Origin of the sequence: Vannielia litorea, from assembly GCF_900142295.1 — a bacterium.
GTDB lineage: Bacteria > Pseudomonadota > Alphaproteobacteria > Rhodobacterales > Rhodobacteraceae > Vannielia > Vannielia litorea.
In genome coordinates this window covers 3,523,658-3,544,141 of record NZ_FSRL01000001.1, presented here as the reverse complement: position 1 = coordinate 3,544,141, position 20,484 = coordinate 3,523,658, and the positions used below count along the sequence as shown (strand labels likewise).

The window sequence follows — 20,484 nt, the reverse complement described above, 5'->3', positions numbered from 1 at the left end:
CCGGGCCTATTCATAAAACCTGTAGTCCACCTCGATCTGGCGGCTGATCTCGCCCAGCGCCACGAGGATGTCCTGGATGAATTCGTGCAACCCGCCGTCGAAGATCTCGTCGATGTCGGTCTCCTTCAGCCGCTTGCCGAGCTGCACTGCGAGGTCGTGGCTGATGGCGGTGCTGCCGTAGTCATGGGCGAGATAGCCCAGGTTGTCCTGCAGCTTCTTGGCGCAAAAGTAGAGGCTTCGCGGCATCCGCCCGTCGAGCATCAGGAAGGCGGCAATCTGGCGCGGGGTGGGGCTGTGGCCATAGACCATCCGGATCCCGCTCTCGCCGCTGACCGAGCGCAGGATGGTCTCCCACTGCACGTTGTCGAGGCTGGAGCCCACCGCAGAGGCCGAGGGCAGCAGCACGTAATACTTGACGTCCAGGATGCGCCCGGTGTTGTCGGCGCGCTCCAGGAAGGTGCCGATCCGGGCAAAATCGTAGATGTCGTTGCGCAGGAGCGTGCCGTGCGTGGCGCCGCGCACCAGGGCGGTGCGCTGCCGGATCAGGCCCAGCACATGCGGCAGGTCGCGCTCGTTGACCTTGCGTTTCAGCACCTCCTTCAGGCGCATCCAGCACAGGTTCATCGCCTCCCACACCTCGTGGGTCAGCGCGGTGCGCACCTGGCGGGCGTTGTTGCGAGCCCCCTCGACCGAGCTCATCACCGACGACGGGTTGTCGCGGTCGCGCAGCATCCAGTCGATCACCAGGTCCTTGGCCAGCTCGTCGTGCTTCTCGAAGTAGCCAAGATCGACCGAGGCGGTCTGAAGCACGCTCGCCCACTCGTCGTCATTGTCCTGGTTGCGGGTCAGGGCAATGCGCTGGCCGGTCTCCACGATGCGGGTGATGTTCTCGGCCCGCTCGAGGTAGCGGTACATCCAGAACAGGCCGCCTGCCGTTTTTCCGAGCATGCCCTAGTCCTCCAGCACCCAGGTGTCCTTGGTGCCTCCGCCCTGGCTGGAGTTCACCACCAGGCTGCCCTTCTTCAGGGCCACCCGGGTCAGGCCGCCGGGGGTGATGTCCACCCCGTTCGGACTCACCAGCACGAAAGGCCGCAGGTCCACGTGGCGCGGGGCGAGGCCCGCCTTGGTCATGATCGGCACGGTCGACAGGCTCAGCGTCGGCTGGGCGATGTAGTTGCCCGGCTTGGCCTCCAGCTTCTTGCGGAACTCGGCGATTTCCTTCTTCGAGGCCGTCGGGCCGATCAGCATCCCGTAGCCGCCCGAACCGTGAACCTCCTTCACGACGAGCTCGGCAAGGTTGTCGAGCACGTATTTCAGGCTGTCGGGGTCGTTGCAGCGCCAGGTCGGCACGTTCTGCAATATGGCCTTCTCGCCGGTGTAGAACTCCACGATCTCCGGCATGTAGCTGTAGATCGCCTTGTCGTCGGCAATGCCCGTACCCGGCGCGTTGGCAATGGCGATCCGGCCTGCGCGGTACACGTCCATGATCCCGGGCACGCCCAGCGCGCTCTCGGGGTTGAAGGTGAGCGGGTCGATGAAATCGTCGTCGATCCGCCGGTAGATCACGTCGATCGGCTTGTAGCCCTGGGTGGTGCGCATCGCCACGCGGCCGTCGACCACGCGCAGGTCGGAGCCCTCCACCAGTTCCACGCCCATCTGATCGGCCAGGAAAGCATGCTCGAAATAGGCCGAGTTGTAGCTGCCCGGCGTCAGCACGGCGACCGTGGGCGTGCCCTCGGCACTGTCCGGCGCGCAGGCCGAGAGCGAACGCAGCAGCGAGCGCGGATACTGGCTCACCGGCCGCACACGGGTCTTGGCAAAGAGCTCGGGGAACATCTTCAGCATCGTCTCGCGGTTCTCGAGCATGTAGCTCACCCCCGAGGGCGTGCGGGCGTTGTCTTCCAGCACATAGAATTCGTCGTCCCCGGTGCGCACCAGGTCGATGCCGACGATATGGGTATACACCCCGCCCGGCGGCGTGACGCCGATCATCTCCGGCAGGTAGGCCACGTTGTTCTTGATCATCTCCACCGGCAGCCGCCCGGCGCGGACGATCTCCTGGCGGTGGTAGATGTCATGCAGAAAGGCGTTGATGGCGCGAACCCGCTGCTCGATCCCGCGGGTGAGCTTCTTCCATTCCGAGCCGCTGATGATCCGCGGCACGATATCGAAGGGGATCAGCCGCTCCTCGGCCGCCGCCTGCCCATAGACGTTGAAGGTGATGCCGGTGAGCCGAAAGACCTCTTCCGCCTCGCGCTGCTTTGCTCTGAGCCGTGCCGGGTCTTCACCCTCGAACCACTGCCCGAATTGGGCGTAAGGCGACCGCAGCCGCTCTTCCGTCCCCCACATCTCGTCGAACATTTTTGTCATTACAGCAATTATCCACGACCCCGATGCCAATACAAAGCGAAATGACACAAAACGCTTTATCTCCCCGCGATTGCCCGTTTTTTAGGCGTCACCCAAGCCTCTCAACGCGCCTGAAATCGCCCTGACGGCGGCACCGAGGTCGTCGGGCTCGGCATGTTCGTCGGGCCGGTGGCTGACCCCGCCCCGGCACCGGATGAAGAGCATGGAAATCGGGCAAAGGTCTGCAATTGCACTGGCATCATGGGTCGCGCCCGAGGTCAGCTCCCGGCCCGTTCCGCCGCCATCCTGCACCGCCTTCGCCAGCACCCTGCGCAGCTTCGGGTCGCAGGGAGCGGCCGGCTGGGCATAGGTCCGCCGCGCCTCCACCCCAAGCCCCCGCTCGGCCGCGACCCGTCCGGCAATGGCCTGAATCGCCAGCCCCGCCGCCTCGCGTGCCGAGTCGTCCTCGCTGCGCAGTTCCACCGGCATCCGCACCTCGCCCGGCACCGCGTTCACCGCGCCGGGCCGCACGTCGACCTGCCCCACCGTGGCGCGCAGCCCCGGCGTGGCCCGCGCCAGCCGGTCGACCTCGGCAATCACCCGCGCCGCCGCCACCAGCGCATCCTTCCGCGCCTCCATCGGCACCGTGCCGGCATGGCCTGTCTCCCCGGTGAACCGCAGCGCGTGGCGCTCGATTCCGCAGATGCCCGTCACCACGCCCAGCGCCTCGCCCCCGGCTTCCAGAACCGGCCCCTGCTCGATATGCGCCTCGAGGTAGCCCAGCGCCTGCGTCCGGTCCCGCGCGAGCGCCGGGATCGCCTCGGGATCGCAGCCAAAGCCCTCCAGCGCGGCACGCAGGCTCACGCCCTCGCGGTCCGCCATCTCGAGCACCGCCATGTCGACCGTGCCCGCCACCGCCCGGCTGCCCAGCAGGGCGGTCGGAAACCGCACCCCCTCCTCGTCGGCAAAGCCCAGCACCTCCACCGCGTAGGGCAGCACCACGCCCTCCTCGGCCAGCTTGCGCAGTGCCAGCACCGGCAGCACCACGCCCGCGATCCCGTCGAAGGCCCCGCCTTGGGGCACCGAGTCCTGATGGCTCCCCATGTAGAAGGTGCCGGCGCCCCCGCCCTCGGTCCGGCCCACCAGCGTGGCCGCCGCGTCCAGGCCAACGGCAAGCCCGGCCTCCTCCATCATCTGCGTGAGATAACGCACCGCCGCGCGGTGCTCCGGCCCGTAGGGCAGCCGGGTAACGCCCGGCCCCGGCGCGGAGAACCCGGCCAGCGCCGCCAGGTGCCGCGCCGCTTCCGCGCCCCAATCCGTCACTCTTCCAGCCCGCGATAGGGTTCGGCGAGGCTCGGCACCCTGGCGGCCCAGTCGGCATAGTCTCCGCCGGTCGCGCGTTTCACCAGCGCGGCCAGCGCGTCCAGCGGTGCCTCTGCGTAGTCTACCCGCAGGGTCAGCGGCGCCGCGTCGGGCCGCAGCACCAGCAGCGCGGCCGACATCAGCCCCCGCGTGTCGCTCCCCTCCGCCTCGGCCGCCCTGAGCGCCGCAACCAGCCGCTCCGGCAGGCTGCCCCGCGCTTGCGCGAAGCCCTGCGCCAGCGCCTCCGGCACCGAGGTGCTGCCCAGCATGTTGCCGGTGGCCACGCCGCCCGCAAACACGTGCCCCGCCGTCAGCGGCGTGTTCCTGTCGCCGGTAAAGAAGGCCCCGCCGCCGCCCATGTCGAGCGCCGCGAGTTGCCGCCACGCGCGCCCCGGATCGGCGGCCGTAACGGCATCAACCGCCGCCCTGGCCCCGGCCCCGCCACCCATCTCGTCAAGCACTGCTTCGCCCCACATGGTCGAGGGCGCCGCGCCCTGGCTGGCACTCATCCCGGCCCCCCACCGCCCGCGCAGGACCCAGCCGCCGACGCACAGGCTTCCGGTCGCCGCCGCACCGGCAATGGCGTTTGTCTGGGCATCCTGCACAAGAATCGAGAAGGTCATTCGGCTCAAAAGCTCCTTGGACAGAAATTTATCATGAAAAATTGACCGGTCAAATTTATCATGATTAATTTCTTCCATGAACACCCGGCCCCCGCAAGGGAATCGCCGCGATAAAAACCACAGGGAGATGCTCCAATGACCCTCTTCAACTGGACACGCCGCGCCGTGATCGCTGCCGGCGCCGCACTCGCGCTGGCGCCGATGGCGGCGCAGGCGCAAACCCCCGAAGGCGTGCTGATCGTCGGCCAGGTGGCCGAACCCAAGTCGCTCGACCCCGCCGCCGTGACCGCAGTGAACGACTTCCGCATCCTGGTGAACCTCTACGAGGGCCTCACCCGCTACAAGCCCGGCACGCTCGAAGTGGCGCCCGGCCTGGCCGAAAGCTGGGAGGTTTCCGAGGACGGCACCGAATATACCTTCAAGCTGCGCTCCGGCGTCACCTTCCACGATGGCACGCCGTTCAACGCCGAGGCGGTCAAGTTCAACTTCGACCGGATGCTGAAGGAAGATCACCCCTTCCACAACACCGGCCCCTTCCCGCTGGCCTTCTTCTTCTCCTCCGTCGAGGAAACCACCGCCGTCGATGATCTCACGGTCACGTTCAAGCTCTCCGCGCCCTACGCGCCCTTCCTGTCGAACCTCGCCTATCCCACCGGCCTCATGGTCTCGCCCGCCGCCGTCGAGGCTGGCGGCGCCGACTTCGGCCGCGCGCCCGTCGGCACCGGCCCCTTCAAGTTCGTCGAGTGGCGCGCCAACGAGGCCGTGGTGATCGACCGCTACGAGGGCTACTGGGGCGAGCCCGCAGGCGCGCAGGCCGTGGTCTTCCGACCGATCGAAGATGCCAACACCCGCGTCGCCGAGATGATCGCGGGCGGCATCGACATGATGGTCGAGGTGCCCCCCACCGCGCTCTCGCAGTTCCAGGGCGAGGGCTTCAACGTGGTCGAGCAGGCCGGTCCGCACCTGTGGTTCCTGATCCTGAACGCCAAGGAAGGCCCGATGGCCGACAAGAAGGTCCGCCAGGCCGTGAACTACGCGATCAACAAGGAAGCCATCGTCAACGACGTGCTCGAAGGCACCGCAGATGTCGCCGCCGGGCCCACGCCGCCGGCCTTCGCCTGGGCCTACAACGATGCGCTCTCGCCCTACCCCTACGACCCTGAAAAGGCCAAGGCGCTGCTGGCCGAGGCCGGGGCCGAGGGCGCCTCGCTCACCTTCTACGTCACCGAGGGCGGCTCGGGCATGCTCGACCCGGTGGCCATGGGCACCGCCATCCAGGCCGACCTCGCCGCCGTGGGCCTCGACGTGAAGATCGAGACCTACGAGTGGAACACCTTCCTCGGCAACGTGAACCCGGGGCTCGAGGGCAAGGCCGACATGGCCGAGATGGCCTGGATGACCAACGACCCCGACACCCTGCCCTACCTCGCCCTGCGCACCGATGCCTGGCCCGACAAGGGCGGCTTCAACTCGGGCTACTACTCCAACCCCGAGGTGGATGCGCTGCTCGAAGAGGCCCGCACCACCGTCGACCAGGGCAAGCGCGCCGAGCTGTACAAGCAGATGCAGGAGATCGTGCAGGACGACGCACCCTGGGCCTTCATCGCCAACTGGAAGCAGAACGCGGTGACCAGCGACCGCGTTGAGAACTTCGCCCTCGAACCCTCCTTCCTGCTCCAGCTCGAAAAGGTGGTGAAGAACTGAGCGCAAGGCGGCGGCTCGCCGACCTCCGGCCGCCTCTTCGCCCCGGCGAAGACGTCTCGAAAGACGGATGAGCCGCCCCCCGCGGCGGGCGCACCCTCCCCGCGCCCGCCGCAGCCCCCCACAGGAGACACCCGATGGGCAGTTACATCCTCAAGCGCCTCGTCGCCGCCATCCCGGTGCTGATCGGCGTCTCCGTCCTCGTCTTCTTCATCATGGCGATGATCCCCGGCGATCCGGCCCTCGCCATCCTCGGCGCCTACGCCACGCCTGAGAACGTCGCCAAGCTCAACGCCGACCTCGGCCTCGATAAACCCTTGGTGCAGCGCTATTTCATCTGGCTCGGCAACATGCTGACCGGGGATTTCGGCCGCAGCTACTCGCAGAACAAGCCGGTGATCGACGAGGTGATGGGCCGCTTCGGCAATACCCTCATCCTCGCCGGCGTCGCCTTCGTGCTCTGCTCCGTGCTGGGCATCCTCGCGGGGGTGGTCTCCGCCGCCCGGCAGTATGGCCTCGCCGACAAGGTCATCACCTTCACCGTCCTGATCGGCATCTCCATCCCCTCCTTCTTCCTGGGCATGATCCTCATCATCCTCTTCGCCCTGAAGCTGCGGATGTTCCCGGTCTCGGGGATGTATCTCATCTACGGCGGCGGCGGCCCGGTGGACCTGCTCAACCACCTCGTCCTGCCCGCCTCCGCCCTGGCCGTGGTCGCCACCGGCGTCATCGCCCGCCTCTCCCGCTCCGCCATGCTCGAGGTGCTCCGGCAGGATTACATCCGCACCGCCCGTGCCAAGGGGGTCGGCGAGCGGCGGGTCATCATGGGCCACGCCCTGAAGGCCGCAATGGTCTCGATCATCCCGGTGCTCGGCATCCAGGCCGGCTTCGTGGTGTCGGGCGCGGTCTATATCGAGATGGTCTTCGACTGGCCCGGCATCGGGCAGATGCTGGTCAACGCCATCTCCCAGCGCGACGTGTTGCTGGTGCAGGGCGGCGTCGTGGTGGTCGCCGCCTGCTACGTGCTCTTCAACATCGTGGTCGACGTGGCCCAGGCCCTGCTCGACCCGAGGATCAAGACATGAGCCGCGCAACGGAAGCCGGGCCAGCGCCGTCCCGCGGGGTGGCGCCCGCAACGGCTGTGCGTGGCACTTTATGGTGCCGTGGTAGCTCGACCTGCGAGGTCAGCCCCAACCTCACCGAAGCGCCGCCCCGGGGGGCGGGACGGCGCTGGCCCGGCGCCTTCGGCTTGATTCCGGGCCAAGCGACCAACTCGACCGTCCCCACAGGAGCCCCCGCATGACCGCCTTCCTCAAGCTCCTCTTCCGCAACCGCCTCGCCGCCATGGGCGCCGTCGTGCTCGCTTTCATCGTCGTCCTCGCCCTCCTCACCCCGATCCTCCCGCTGACCGACCCCAACATCACCAACACCGCCGACCGCTTCGCCAGGCCCCTCACCGAAGGCTACCTGCTCGGCGCCGATCACCTCGGCCGCGACCAGCTCTCCCGCCTCATGTGGGGCACCCGCACCTCGCTCGCCGTCGGCGCCGTCGCCGCCTTCCTCGCCGCCTTCTTCGGCTCCGCCATCGGCATCGTCTCGGGCTACTTCGGTGGCCGGACCGACAACATCCTGATGCGCGGGATAGACATGCTGATGGCCTTTCCCTACATCCTGCTGGCGCTGGCCATCGTCGCAGCACTTGGCACCGGGCTGATCAACGCGCTGATCGCCGTGGCCGCCGTCAACATCCCCTTCTTCGCCCGCAACATCCGCGGCATCACCGTGGGCCTCGCCCACCGCGAGTTCGTCGATGCCGCCCGGCTCTCCGGCAAGGGTCATGTCCGGATCATCCTGTCCGAGATCCTGCCCAACGTGCTGCCGGTCATCGTCATCGCCATGTCCACAACCGTCGGCTGGATGATCCTCGAAACCGCAGGCCTCTCCTTCCTCGGCCTCGGCTCCCAGCCGCCCGACAGTGACCTCGGCTCCATGCTCGGCCAGGCCCGCGCAGCCTTCACCACCAATCCGCACACCTCGATCATCCCCGGCGTGATGATCTTTCTCATCGTCATGTCGGTGAACCTGCTGGGCGACGGCGTGCGAGACGCGCTCGATCCGCGCCTGCGCTCAGGTGCGCTCTCCCGCCCGCTGCCTGTCACCACCGTGTTCAAGAACCGCGCCATCCCCGCCGCCCGGCCCGAGGCCCCCCTGCTCGATATCCAGGAGCTTGAAACCCAGTTCCACGTCGGCAACCGGGTCTATCAGGCGGTCGGCAAGGTCTCACTTTCGGTCAAACCCGGCGAATGTCTCGGTATCATCGGCGAGAGCGGCTCGGGCAAGTCGGTCACGGCGCTCTCCGTCACCGGCCTCGTCGCCTCGCCTCCGGGCGTCATCACTGGCGGCGCCGTGCGGCTGGAGGGCAAGGATCTGCTCTCCGCCGGCTACGAAACCCTCCGCCGCACCCGTGGCAACCGCATCGCCTACATCTTTCAGGATCCGCTCAGCACCCTGCACCCGCTCTACACCGTAGGCGACCAGCTGGCCGAGGCGATCCGTGTGCATGACAGCCGGGTCAGCCGCACCCAGGCCCGCGCCCGCGCGCTGGAGCTGATGACGCAGGTCCGCATCCCCAACCCCGAGTCCCGGCTCTCCAATTACCCGCACGAGATGTCGGGCGGCATGCGCCAGCGCGTCGGCATCGCGATGGCACTGGCCAACGCGCCCGACATCATCATCGCCGACGAGCCGACGACGGCGCTCGACGTCACCGTGCAGGCCCAGATCCTGTCGCTGCTGAGCGACCTGCGCCGCGAGCGCGGGCTGGCGATCGTCTTCATCACCCACGACTTCGGCGTGGTGGCCCAGCTCTGCGACCGGGTGGCGGTTATGTATGCGGGCCGGATCGTCGAGGAAGGGCCGACCCGTGCCGTGCTCGACGCCCCCGCCCACCCCTACACCCGGCGCCTCATCGCCTGCGTGCCCGAGCTGGGCGGCGGGCGGCGTGAGTTGGCCGCCATTCCGGGCCTTCCGCCGATGGTCGATGACCTGCCACCGGGCTGCCACTTCGCGCCCCGCTGCCACAAGGCCGCGCCGGAGTGCAAGGTCGGCTACATCCCGCTGGAGGGCCCCGCCCCCCGCGCCGTCCGCTGCATCCACCCCGAGGAGAAGCTGGCATGAGCCCTCTCGATAGCGCCCCCGCCCCCAAACTCGCCCTCAGGGTCGAGAACCTCTCCAAGACCTTCCCGGTCGGCGGCGGCCTGTTCTCTCGCGCCCGCCCCGGCGTGCGGGCCGTGCGGCCCGTGAGCTTCGAGGTGCCCGAGGGCGAGACGCTGGGCATCGTCGGCGAGAGCGGCTGCGGCAAGTCCACCTTCGCCCGCATGCTGGTGGGCCTGCTGGAGCCCACGACCGGCCATATCGAGATCGCCGGCAAGGCGCTCGACAACGCCGACCCGGCGGCCTTCGGGCGGCTGATCCAGTACATGTTCCAGGACCCGATTTCTTCTCTGAACCCGCGCAAGACGATCCGCCAGATCATGGAAGCGCCGCTCAAGCTGCTGCACGGCATGGACAAGCCCGCGCGCGCGGCCCGGATCGCCGAGATCTTCGCCAGCGTGAACCTGCGCCAAGAGTTTCTCGACCGCTACCCGCACGAGTTCTCCGGCGGCCAGGCCCAGCGCATCGGCATCGCCCGCGCCCTGGCCGCCGCGCCCGAGATCATCATTCTCGACGAGCCGGTCTCGGCGCTCGACGTCTCCGTGCAGGCCCAGGTGCTCAACCTGATGGCGCGGCTCAAGGCGGAGTTCGGCCTCACCTACCTCTTCATCAGCCACGATCTCGCCGTGGTCGAGGCGGTGTCGGATCGGATCATGGTGCTCTACTTCGGTTCGGTGGTGGAGATCGGCCGCGCCGAAGACGTGTTCCGCGCCCCCCGCCACCCCTACACCCGGCTGCTGGCCAGCTCCGCCCCGGTGGTCGGCCGCCCGCTCACCGCGCCCGAGAGTGCCGCCGCCGAGCTGCCCGATCCGCTCGACCCGCCGCCGGGTTGCCCCTTCGCCGGTCGCTGTCCTAGGGTGACAGACCGATGCCGCACCGAGGAACCCCCTCTAGAGGCCATGGGAGACCAACATCTTGCCGCCTGTTTCCACCCCCTCTGATGCCCGCCTGAGCCGCCCGGTCCAGGTGGCCGAGGCCATAAAGTCCTGGGTCGTGGAACACGGGATGAAGGCGGGCGACCGTCTGCCCGCCGAAGCCGAGCTGATCGCACGTTTCGGCATGGCCAAGGGCACGATCCGCGAGGCGATGCGCATCCTCGAGGCGCAAGGTCTGGTCAAGACCCGCACCGGGCCGGGCGGCGGCGTGTTCGTCCACGAGGTCAGCCGTGAGCGGGCGCGCGCGCTCCTGGGCAACTACTTCTACTTCAAGGATCTGACCATCGGAGACATCTACCAGCTCCGCCAGGTGCTGGAGCCCGAGCTGGTCGCCACGCTGGCGGGCAAGCTCTCGCCCGCCGTTCTCTCCGGGTTGCAGGCGGTGATCGACAGCTACTCCGAGCCGTCGAAGAGCATCGAGGAGGAGCGCGAGCAGCACCTCGCCTCGCTGCAGTTTCACGCCATGCTGGCCGAGCAGTCGCCCAACCCTCTGCTGAGCTTCTGTATCGACTTCATGGTTGCCCTGCTCTCCGATCTCACGGTCTACCGCGAGCTCTACGCCCCCCCCAACATCGAGCTCTGGAAGAAGGGTCGCGATTTCCAGCTCCGGCTGCTCGGGGCGCTCCGGCAGGGCCGCGCCGAGGAGGCCCGCGAGATCATGGCCGAGCACATGGCCACCGCCCGCGCGCTCATGGAGGGCCAGGAGGCCGTGATGCTGCAAAGGTTCATGGCCGGTTGACCCGGCGCGCGGCCCTGCGCCGCGCCCATCGCACGGTCCATTGATTAACGCCGTCTATGTCATTCGACATGCATACGGGTTGTGCATGGGTTGTGTATGGGTTGTGTATCACCCGAATTCGAGGTTAACCGCGCTTCGTTACCCCGGCGTGCGCTCCGCCCAACCGGCAAAGACACTCTCCAGCCAGACCACGATGTAGTAGAGCAGGATCCCCAGCGCCGCGAGCGCGATGAGCACGGCAAACATCAACGGATAGTCCGAGTTGGTCTTGCCACTGTCAAACAGGGCTCCAAGACCCCGCCCATGGGGGCTGACGATCTCCATCAGGTTGGTCCCGATGAAGGCCAGGGTCACCGCCACCTTCAGCGCGCCAAAGAACTCCGGCAGGGTTTTCGGCAGCGCGATCTTCCAGAAGATCGTGCTCTGCGAGGCCCCCAAAGCCCTTAGAATGTCACGATATTCCGGCTCCAGGGTGCTCAGGCCGATGCTGATGCTGACGGCGATCGGAAAGAACGAGATCATGAAGGCCATGAGCACCGTGTTGAAGTCATGCGCCCCAACGAACATCAGCGCCACGATGGGCACGACCGTCGCCTTGGGAATCGCGTTGAACCCCACCAGCAGCGGGTAGAGCGCCTCCCGCATGGTGCGCGAAAAGCCCATCACCATGCCGATGGCAACGCCCACGACGATCGCCAGGATCAACCCGACAAGGGTGCGCCAGAGCGTCTGCCACCCCATCACGATGAACAGCTCCCAATACCGGGCGTAGGCGGGCACCAGGTCAGACGGGGAGGCCATCTTGTAGTTCGGCCAACCCATTGCCCAGACAAGAAATTCCCAGAGCAGGAGAAAGACGAGAACGGCTGCAATCGGCACCGCGATCTTGCGCAGGTTCGGGCTCATGCAGCAGTCTCCCCGGCCGACGCACGCCCCTGCGCCACTTCGATCTGGTGCCGCAGGATGGCCAGCATCTCCGAGGCTTCCGGCGTGTAGAGCTGCTCGATGTCATGCCCCCTGTCGGGCACGTCGAGCACGTATTGCGTGCGGGCAGGCCGCCCCGACAGCACCACAACCTGGTTGGCCAGGTAGATGCTCTCCCGCAGGTCGTGGGTGATGAGAACGCCGGTGAAGGGCTCGGCCTCCTTCACCTTCTGCATGGTCTGCCACAAGTCCTCGCGGGTAAAGGCATCCAGCGCCCCGAAGGGCTCGTCCAGGATCAGCACCTCGGGCTTGTGAACAAGCGACCGGCACAGGCTCGCCCGCTGCCGCATCCCGCCCGAAAGCTCGCTCGGCCGCTTGTCCTCGAAGCCCTCCAGCCCGACAAGGTGCAGCAGGTAGCGCGCCCGCTCTTCCTGCTCCTTCCGGCCCATCTTCGTTGGCACGATCTCGAGCGGCAGCATCACGTTCTTCAGGATCGTCCGCCACTCGAGCAGCACCGGGTTCTGAAACGCCATGCCCACCGTCGAGCGCGGTCCCTTCACCCGTTCACCATGCAGCCACACCTCGCCCTCGTCGGGCTTCATCAGGCCGGCCACGAGCCGCGTGAGCGTGGACTTGCCGCAGCCCGACGGCCCGACCACGGCCACGAACCCGCCTTCCGGCACCGCCACGTCGAGCCCGTCCAGCACCGGCAACCGGCCCGAGGGGGTTTGGTAGGCGTGGCGCACGCCCTTGATTTCAATGAGGTTCGTCATGCCGGCTATCCCCGCTGGGGGCGACAGGCGCCGCCCCCGTAGGGTGGGTGAAACCCACCAATCACTTCAGCGCAAAGCCGCCTTCGGGCAGGTATTCCTCGGTGAAGTAGAGCGAAGGATCGGGCGCGTTGACGAACTCGTAGGTGCTCTTGATCTGCTCCACAGAGCTGGCCAGCCGCTCCTCGTCGATGGTGCCAAAGCCGCTTTCCATCGCGTAGTCGGTCATCACGTTGGCGTCGATCGACATCTGGAGGCGGCGCTGCTCCAGTTCCGCATCGGCGGCCGGGTTGCGCTCCATCAGGCTCGCGGTGGCGGCCGCCGGGTCGGCGATCGCATCCTTCCAGCCCGCGGCGATGGCGGCAAGGAAGGCCTTCAGCGTATCCCTGTTTTCGGCGGCCCACTCGGTGTTGACGATGATCGCATTCCCGTAAAGGTCCACACCGTAATCAGCCATTAGGATTGTCGAGATATCGTCTTCCGGAACACCAAGGCGAACGAGGTTGAGATAGGAGCTGAAGTTGAAGCCGGTGATCGAGGCCACGTTGCCCTCGGCCAGCATCGGCTCCCGGGTCGGAAAGCCCACGGGCTCCACCGTGATCGTGCTCATGTCGAGCCCGTTCTCGGCGGCAAAGATCGGGAACTGCGCCCAGGCGCCATCGGGCGGCGGCGCACCGAGCACCTTGCCCTCAAGGTCCTTCGGCTCGCTGACGCCGAGCGACTTGCGGCCGATCACGGCGAAGGGCGGCTTGTCGTAGATCATCATCACGGCGGTCACGGGGGCGCCGGGGTTCTGGTCGAGGAACTTGATGAGCGAGTTGATGTCGGCAAAGCCCACGGGAAAGGCACCGGTGGCCACCTTCGGGATCGCGTCAAGCGAGCCGGACCCTGCGGTGATCTCCACATTGAGGCCCGCGCCTTCGAAGTGGCCGTTGTCGATGGCGGCGAAATAGGGTGCCGAGGGGCCTTCGAACTTCCAGTCGAGGGCGAAGGGCAGTGCCATGGCGTGAGATTCCGCGCGGGCGTCCTGCGCCGCGGTGACCGTGGCAAGGGCCAGTGCGCCGACGCCGAGAATGGTGCGAATGAACACGGGTGAAAACCTCCGTTTCAGGTGTTGAGCGGCCCGACAAAGACACGCCGCGAGGCAGGGGGGAATTGCCACCGGTGCAGGAATACCATGCTGCCAGATTTCGCTCAACGATTCAGCGCCTGGATAAGCGGGTGCCCATTTTTGATGCAGCTTCCGGGCGTAGCGCGGTTCGTTAAGGTTTTAGCAATTCGGGCCTCCCGGGCCCTGAGCCCTCAACGCCGCCTTAACGGAATCTCCTTAGCCTGCGCAGCCACGGCGGCGCTTCGGCTGCCTCCGGTTCCATCCCGCGCAGCGCGCCCCAAACGGAGTCACCATGTTCAAGCACACCCTCCTCGCCGCCGGTTTCGCGGCTCTTTCCCTCCCCGTTTCGGCACAGGACTATCACGCCGCGATGACCGATTATCTCTCGGCCAGCATCGCCACCTGGGCCTCCGACGAGGTGCTCGTGGCCGCCATCAAGGCCGCCAATGCCGAGCGCGCCGCGCTCACCCAGGCCGGTATCGACGCGATGGATCAGGCCTGGCGCAGCGAGGCCGATGCGGGATCCGGGCCCACCATCGACCCGGTCATGCAAAGCGCCGCCGCCGATTTTCTGCGCCATCAGGTCGCCGCCTCCGGCGGGCTCATCTCCGAGGTCTTCATCATGGACAGCCACGGCCTCAACGTCGCCGCCTCCGGCGTCACCTCCGACATGTGGCAGGGCGATGAAGACAAGCACGCCAGGACCTACGCCGCAGGCCCCGGCGCGACCTTCGTGGACGCGATCGAGTTCGATGAAAGCGCCCAGAGCTACCAGGGCCAGGTCTCCATGACCATCTCCGATCCGGCTACCGGCGAGGCGATCGGCGCCATCACGGTAGGCCTCGACGTGGAGTCGCTCTGACCCGCCCGACAAGGCCGGGGCGGCCCACCCGCCGTCCTGGCCGCGCCGCCGCGCCCAGGACGCCCTCCAGAATGCCTGCTATGCAACCCTTCGCAGATGCGGCATAAATCCTGTGTTCAGCACAGACAGGGCGCACCAATCGGCATGGCCATTCTCGCAAGCATCTATCACCTCACGCATTACAAGTACGACCGGCCCGTTACCCTGGCCCCGCAGATCATCCGGCTGCGACCGGCGCCCCACTCCCGCACCCGCGTGCTCTCCCACAGTCTGAAGGTTTCACCCGGCGGACACTTCGTGAACCACCAGCAGGACCCGTATGGCAACTGGCTGTCACGCTTTGTCTTTCCCGAGCCCGTCCGCGAGCTCAAGATCGAGGTCGACCTGACCGCCGACATGACTGTCTACAATCCCTTCGACTTCTTCGTGGAGGAGAGCGCCGAGAAGTGGCCGTTCGACTACCCCGAAGACCTGCGCGAAGACCTCTCGATCTACCGCCGCCCCGAGCCCGAAGGGCCCAAGCTCGCCCAGTTCATCGGCGGGCTGAACTTCGGCATCGACGGCACGGTCGACTTTCTGGTCGCGCTCAACAGTCACATCTCCAGCGTGGTCGATTATACCATCCGCATGGAGCCCGGCGTGCAGACGCCGGAAGAAACGCTCACCGTCAAGTCCGGCTCCTGCCGCGACAGCTCCTGGTTGCTGGTCCAGTGCCTGCGCAACCTCGGCTTTGCCGCCCGCTTCGTTTCCGGCTACCTGATCCAGCTCAAGCCCGACGTGAAGGCGCTCGACGGCCCCTCCGGCACCGAGGTCGATTTCACCGACCTGCACGCCTGGGTCGAGGTCTACATTCCCGGCGCCGGCTGGATCGGGCTCGACCCGACCTCCGGCCTGCTCACCGGCGAGAGCCACATCCCTCTGGCCGCCACGCCGCACTACCGCAACGCCGCCCCCATCACGGGCGGCTTTACTGCTGCCGGCACGCCGGAGGTAGAATTCGCCTTCGACATGAAGGTGGATCGTGTCGCCGAACACCCGCGCATCACCAAGCCCTTCTCCGACGAGGCCTGGACCCGGCTCAACGACCTTGGCAACAAGGTCGATGAGGACCTCAAGGCCGCCGATGCCCGCCTGACCATGGGCGGCGAGCCCACCTTCGTCTCAATCGACGATTTCGAGGGCGCGGAGTGGAACACCGCCGCCGTCGGCCCGATGAAGCGCGACCTCGCCGACAAGCTCATCCGCCGCCTCCGCGACCGCTTCGCCCCCGGCGGCTTCCTGCACTACGGGCAGGGCAAGTGGTATCCGGGCGAGACCCTCCCGCGCTGGACCTTCTCGCTTTACTGGCGGCGCGACGGCAAGCCTGTCTGGGCCGACGAGTCGCTTGTCGCCAAGGAGGGCCAGGATACCGGCGCGACGGCCGAACATTCGCAGCAGTTTCTTGAAGGCATGGCCGAAGCGCTCGGCGTGGGCGCCGATTTCGTGGCCCCCGCCTATGAAGACCCCGGAGAATGGATCCTGAAAGAGGCCAATCTCCCCGAGAACGTGACCCCGGAGAACTCAAAGCTGAAGGACCCGGAAGAGCGCGCCCGCATCGCCAAGGTTTTCGAGCGCGGCCTGACCGAGCCCGCCGGTCACGTGCTGCCGATCCAAGCCTGGCAATCCCGCGCTTCCGGCCACAAGTGGCGGTCGGAAAAATGGAAGCTCCGGCGCGGCAAGGTCTTTCTCGTGCCCGGTGACAGCGCCGTGGGCTACCGTCTGCCGCTCGGCACGCTGCCCTACGTCCCGCCGAGCCAGTTTCCCTACACCTATATCACCGATCCCAGCATCGAGCGCGGTCCCCTGCCCGACTACCACGAAGAGGCCGGAGACGCGCTGCCGGAGACCACCGAAGAGCGCAAACAGCCGGTTTCCGCGCCCAAGGCCACGGGCCCCACGCAGGACATCGTCGAGCAGGAGCTGACCATCGGCGGCGCCGTACGCACCGCGATCTCGGTCGAGCCACGCGACGGCCGGCTCTGCGTGTTCATGCCACCGGTCGAAAGCATGGAGGAGTACCTCGATCTGCTCGCCGCAGCCGAGGCGACCGCCAAGAAAATGGGCCTGCCCATTCACATCGAGGGCTATGCTCCGCCCCATGACCACCGGCTCAACGTGATCCGCGTCGCACCCGACCCCGGCGTGATCGAGGTCAACATTCACCCCGCCTACGACTGGCAGGATTGCGTGGCCACGACCGAGGCGATCTACGAGGAGGCCCGCAACTGCCGGCTTGGGGCCGACAAGTTCATGATCGACGGGCGCCACACCGGCACCGGCGGCGGCAATCACGTGGTCGTGGGTGGTGAAACGCCGAACGACTCGCCCTTCCTGCGCCGTCCCGACCTGCTGAAGTCGCTCATCCTGATCTGGCAGCGGCACCCGTCGCTGAGCTACCTCTTCTCCGGCCTCTTCATCGGCCCCACCTCGCAGGCCCCCCGGATCGACGAGGCCCGCCACGACACGCTCTACGAGCTGGAGATGGCGCTGGCCCAAGTGCCCGCCCCCGGCGAAGGCGACATGCCGCCGCCCTGGCTGGTGGACCGGCTGTTCCGCAACATGCTGACCGATGTCACCGGCAATACCCACCGCGCCGAGATCTGCATCGACAAGCTCTACTCCCCCGATGGCCCCACCGGGCGGCTCGGGCTGATCGAGTTCCGCGGCTTCGAGATGCCACCGCACCCGCGCATGAACCTGGCGCAACAGCTGCTGATCCGCGCGATCATCGCGCGCTGCTGGAAGGCGCCGGTGAGCGGCAAGCCGGTGCGCTGGGGCACCGTGCTGCACGATCGCTACATGATGCCCGAGTTCCTCTGGGCCGATTTCCTCAAGCTGCTCGAAGACCTCGCCCAGCACGGCTACGCCTTCGACCCGGCCTGGTACGAGGCGCAGGCCGAGTTCCGCTTTCCCTTCTGCGGGCAGGTCGAGGTGGAGGGGGCGCATCTCGAGGTGCGGCAGGCCCTGGAGCCTTGGCACGTACTGGGCGAGACCGGCGCGATCGGCGGCACCGTGCGCTACACCGATAGCTCGGTGGAGCGGCTGCAGGTCAAGCTGACCACTCAGCATCACGGCCGCTACCGGATCATGGTCAACCAGCGCCCGGTGCCTCTCACACCCGGCAACCAGTCGGGCACGCAGGTCGGCGCGGTGCGCTACAAGGCCTGGCAACCGCCCGAGGCCCTGCACCCGGTACTGCCGGTCAACACGCCGCTGCACTTCGACATCTACGATGACTGGACAGGCCGTCCGATCGGCGGTTGCACCTATCACGTGGCCCATCCCGGCGGGCGCAACTACGAGACCTTCCCGGTCAACGGCAACGAGGCCGAGGCCCGGCGCCTGGCCCGGTTCGAGCCCCATGGCTACGCGCCCGGCGCCTACCGGCCGGCGCCCGAGCAGCCGCACCCGGAGTTTCCCTGCACGCTCGACCTGCGCCGCGACCCGAGGCTCAACGCTTGACCGGATCCGGCGCTCTCCGGGCCACCGGCCGCTTTCCGCTGCTGGAGGGCTACGCGCCCCGGCCCGGAACCGCGGACGAGCTGATCGACGGGCAGGGCCGGATGCGCCCGGTCTGGCAAGGCTTCATCTCTGCCCTGGGAGACCTGAAGCCGCGCGAGATCGAAGATCTCTTTGCCCGCGGCACCAATTACCTGCGCGACGCCGGTGTGTACTTCCGGCAGTATTCCAACGACCCCGCGCCAGAGCGCGACTGGCCGTTCAGCCATGTTCCGGTGATCCTGCACGAGCAGGAATGGTTCTCGATCTGCGATGGCCTTGCCCAGCGCGCGGACCTTCTCGAGCGGGTCGTGGCCGATCTCTACGGCCCGGCCGAGCTGGTCCGGGGCGGACACCTGCCGGCCGAACTGGTGGCCCGCAATCCGCGCTGGCTGCGCCCGATGGTGGGCATCGCGCCTGCCTCGGGGCATTTCCTGCACATCATCGCCTTCGAGATCTCGCGCAACCCCGATGGCACATGGTTCGTGCTGGGCGACCGCACGCAGGCCCCCTCCGGCGCCGGCTTCGCGCTCGAGAACCGGATGGCGACGGCGCGGATCTTCCAGGATCCTTTCCCCCGCGCCAACATTCACCGTCTCGCCGGCTTCTTCCGCGCCTTCCGGGCAGCGCTTGACGGGCTGTCCGGGGAGGCCGGTCGCCGGGCGGCGATCCTGACTCCGGGGCCAGGCAACGACACCTACTTCGAGCACACCTACATCGCCCGCTACCTCGGGATGATGCTGCTCGAGGGCGAGGACATGATCGTGCACGACGGGCAGCTCAAGGTGCGCACCGTCGAAGGGCTGGAGCCACTGGGCGCGCTGTGGCGGAGGCTCGACAGCGAGTTCGCCGACCCTCTGGAACTCGACGAATCCTCCTATCTCGGCACCCCGGGGCTTGTGCAGGCATTGCGGCTCGGCACGCTGTCGATGGTCAATTCCCTCGGCGCCGGCGTGCTCGAGATGCGCGCGCTCGAGGCCTTTCTGCCGCGAATCTCCGAGGTTCTCACCGGCCAGCCCCTGAAGCTGCCCAACATCGCCACCTGGTGGTGCGGCACCGAGAGCGAGCGCGCCCATGTCCGCGCCCATACCTCGGAATTGATGATCGGGCACGCGCTGGCCGCCGACCTGCCCTTCGAGCTTGGCGCGACCACGGCTCAGGGCGACGGCTTCCGCGCGCGGGCGCAGGAGTCGATCGACGCCTGGATCGAGGCCGAAGGCGGCAACCTCGTGGCTCAGGAGCTCGTCACGCTCTCGACCACCCCCGCCTGGGAGAACGGCCGCCTCGTGCCGCGCCCGATGACGGTGCGGGTAACGGCGGCGCGCACCCCGAATGGCTGGACCTTCATGCCCGGCGGATACGCCCGCATCGGCTCGTCCGACGATCTGTCGGCGCTGGCCATGCAGCGCGGCGGCACGGTGGCCGACGTCTGGATCATGGGCGATGTCCCGGTTTCCGCCGAGTCGATGCTCGGCGCCAGCTCGTCCCTCACACCCCGCGCCGGGGCACTCCCGGCCCGTGCAGCCGAAAACCTCTTCTGGCTCGGGCGCTACGTGGAGCGGTTCGAAGGCGCAATTCGCCTGCTGCGCGCCTATCACCTGCGGCTTGCCGAAACCGGCGACCGCAAGGATCCGCGACTGGTGAAGCTCGCCAAGTACATGGAGATCTTCGCGCTCGACGTGGCCGAGCCAATCCCGTCCGCGCTTTCTGGCCTGCTTGCGTCGGGCCGCAGTTGCGCCGGAAAGGTCCGCGACCGCTTTTCGATCGACGGCTGGAATGCCCTCTCCGATCTCGCGCAGACGCTCGCCAACATGAGCGGCACCACCCGCCCCGGCGACAGTGCCGTGCATGAAATGGGCGTTCTGCTGCGCAAGGTCACCGGCTTTTCGGGCCTCGTTCAGGAGAACATGTATCGCTCCATCGGCTGGAGCTTTCTGGCTTTCGGGCGGGCGCTGGAGCGGGCAGATGCCCTTTCGTCGATCCTTGCCGCCTTCTGTGATGCCGATCATCCGCAGGGCAGCCTCGATATCGCGCTGGAGCTGGGCGATGCGGTCATGACCCACCGCCAGCGCTACCCGATCGAGGCAAGTCGCGGCTCGGTCGTGGACCTGCTCGCGCTCGACCCCAACAACCCGCGTGCCATCGTCTTCCAGCTTTCGGAGATGATCGAGCTGTCGCGGATGCTGCCCGGCAGTTCCGCGCCCGGCCGGCCCACCGCCCTGACCCGCGCGGTGATGCCGATCGAAACCCAGTTGCAAACCGCCGAACCGGGCGCGCTGAGCTCCAAGGCCCTGTTGAAGTTGCGCGACGATCTCGCGAACGTGTCCAATCTTCTCTCCACGCTCTACCTGAGGTGAC

15 protein-coding genes are annotated in these 20,484 nt (G+C 67.4%); 8 read left to right on the top strand and 7 right to left on the bottom strand.

All coding sequences use genetic code 11. The features are described from left to right. Positions 1-6: 6 nt before the first annotated feature. From BUR94_RS17290 to BUR94_RS17275, 4 genes are all read right to left on the bottom strand, one after another. Positions 7-948, bottom strand: coding sequence for an alpha-E domain-containing protein (locus BUR94_RS17290; RefSeq protein ID WP_074257407.1), 942 nt, complete (start codon positions 946-948; stop codon positions 7-9). Between the two features lie 3 nt (positions 949-951). After that, entirely contained in the window at positions 952-2,370 is a 1,419-nt protein-coding gene (locus BUR94_RS17285; RefSeq protein ID WP_074257406.1) for a circularly permuted type 2 ATP-grasp protein, read from the bottom strand. Positions 2,371-2,451: 81 nt separating this feature from the next. Then, a complete protein-coding gene (locus tag BUR94_RS17280; protein WP_074257405.1) occupies positions 2,452-3,672 on the bottom strand; it encodes a M20 family metallo-hydrolase in 1,221 nt (406 codons plus the stop codon). Next, complete coding sequence (locus tag BUR94_RS17275) at positions 3,669-4,334, bottom strand: DUF1028 domain-containing protein (RefSeq protein ID WP_074257404.1); 666 nt, start codon at positions 4,332-4,334, stop codon at positions 3,669-3,671. Before BUR94_RS17275 ends, BUR94_RS17280 begins: the two co-directional genes overlap by 4 nt. A gap of 135 nt (positions 4,335-4,469) precedes the next feature. On the opposite strand from BUR94_RS17275, the gene BUR94_RS17270 reads away from it, so the two are divergent. The 5 genes from BUR94_RS17270 (at position 4,470) to BUR94_RS17250 (ending at position 10,922) form a co-directional block, all read left to right on the top strand. Next, on the top strand, positions 4,470-6,038 hold the full coding sequence (locus BUR94_RS17270) for an ABC transporter substrate-binding protein (protein WP_074257403.1): 1,569 nt from the start codon (positions 4,470-4,472) through the stop codon (positions 6,036-6,038). A 134-nt stretch (positions 6,039-6,172) separates the two neighbouring features. Continuing rightward, a complete protein-coding gene (locus BUR94_RS17265; RefSeq protein ID WP_074257402.1) occupies positions 6,173-7,120 on the top strand; it encodes an ABC transporter permease in 948 nt (315 codons plus the stop codon). Between the two features lie 214 nt (positions 7,121-7,334). Next, positions 7,335-9,212, top strand: a complete 1,878-nt coding sequence (locus tag BUR94_RS17260; RefSeq protein ID WP_074257401.1) for a dipeptide/oligopeptide/nickel ABC transporter permease/ATP-binding protein — start codon at positions 7,335-7,337, stop codon at positions 9,210-9,212. Beyond that, a complete protein-coding gene (locus BUR94_RS17255; protein WP_074257400.1) occupies positions 9,209-10,189 on the top strand; it encodes an ABC transporter ATP-binding protein in 981 nt (326 codons plus the stop codon). The genes BUR94_RS17260 and BUR94_RS17255 overlap by 4 nt, the downstream gene beginning before the upstream one ends. 25 nt (positions 10,190-10,214) lie before the next feature. Beyond that, entirely contained in the window at positions 10,215-10,922 is a 708-nt protein-coding gene (locus BUR94_RS17250) for a FadR/GntR family transcriptional regulator (protein WP_281249221.1), read from the top strand. Positions 10,923-11,060: 138 nt separating this feature from the next. Here BUR94_RS17250 and BUR94_RS17245 read toward each other — a convergent pair whose 3' ends face one another. The 3 genes from BUR94_RS17245 to BUR94_RS17235 all read right to left on the bottom strand — a co-directional run bounded on the left by BUR94_RS17245 (position 11,061) and on the right by BUR94_RS17235 (position 13,619). Further along, positions 11,061-11,828, bottom strand: coding sequence for an ABC transporter permease (locus BUR94_RS17245; RefSeq protein ID WP_074257398.1), 768 nt, complete (start codon positions 11,826-11,828; stop codon positions 11,061-11,063). Then, a complete protein-coding gene (locus BUR94_RS17240; RefSeq protein ID WP_074257397.1) occupies positions 11,825-12,619 on the bottom strand; it encodes an ABC transporter ATP-binding protein in 795 nt (264 codons plus the stop codon). The genes BUR94_RS17245 and BUR94_RS17240 overlap by 4 nt, the downstream gene beginning before the upstream one ends. A gap of 61 nt (positions 12,620-12,680) precedes the next feature. Continuing rightward, a complete protein-coding gene (locus BUR94_RS17235) occupies positions 12,681-13,619 on the bottom strand; it encodes an ABC transporter substrate-binding protein (protein WP_139301348.1) in 939 nt (312 codons plus the stop codon). Positions 13,620-14,019: 400 nt separating this feature from the next. Between BUR94_RS17235 and BUR94_RS17230 the strand changes: the two genes are divergently transcribed. The 3 genes from BUR94_RS17230 (at position 14,020) to BUR94_RS17220 (ending at position 20,483) form a co-directional block, all read left to right on the top strand. Continuing rightward, positions 14,020-14,589, top strand: coding sequence for a hypothetical protein (locus BUR94_RS17230; RefSeq protein WP_074257395.1), 570 nt, complete (start codon positions 14,020-14,022; stop codon positions 14,587-14,589). A gap of 144 nt (positions 14,590-14,733) precedes the next feature. Continuing rightward, on the top strand, positions 14,734-18,090 hold the full coding sequence (locus BUR94_RS17225) for a transglutaminase family protein (protein ID WP_074257394.1): 3,357 nt from the start codon (positions 14,734-14,736) through the stop codon (positions 18,088-18,090). After that, entirely contained in the window at positions 18,087-20,483 is a 2,397-nt protein-coding gene (locus BUR94_RS17220) for a circularly permuted type 2 ATP-grasp protein (protein WP_245794514.1), read from the top strand. Before BUR94_RS17225 ends, BUR94_RS17220 begins: the two co-directional genes overlap by 4 nt. Position 20,484 lies beyond the last annotated feature (1 nt).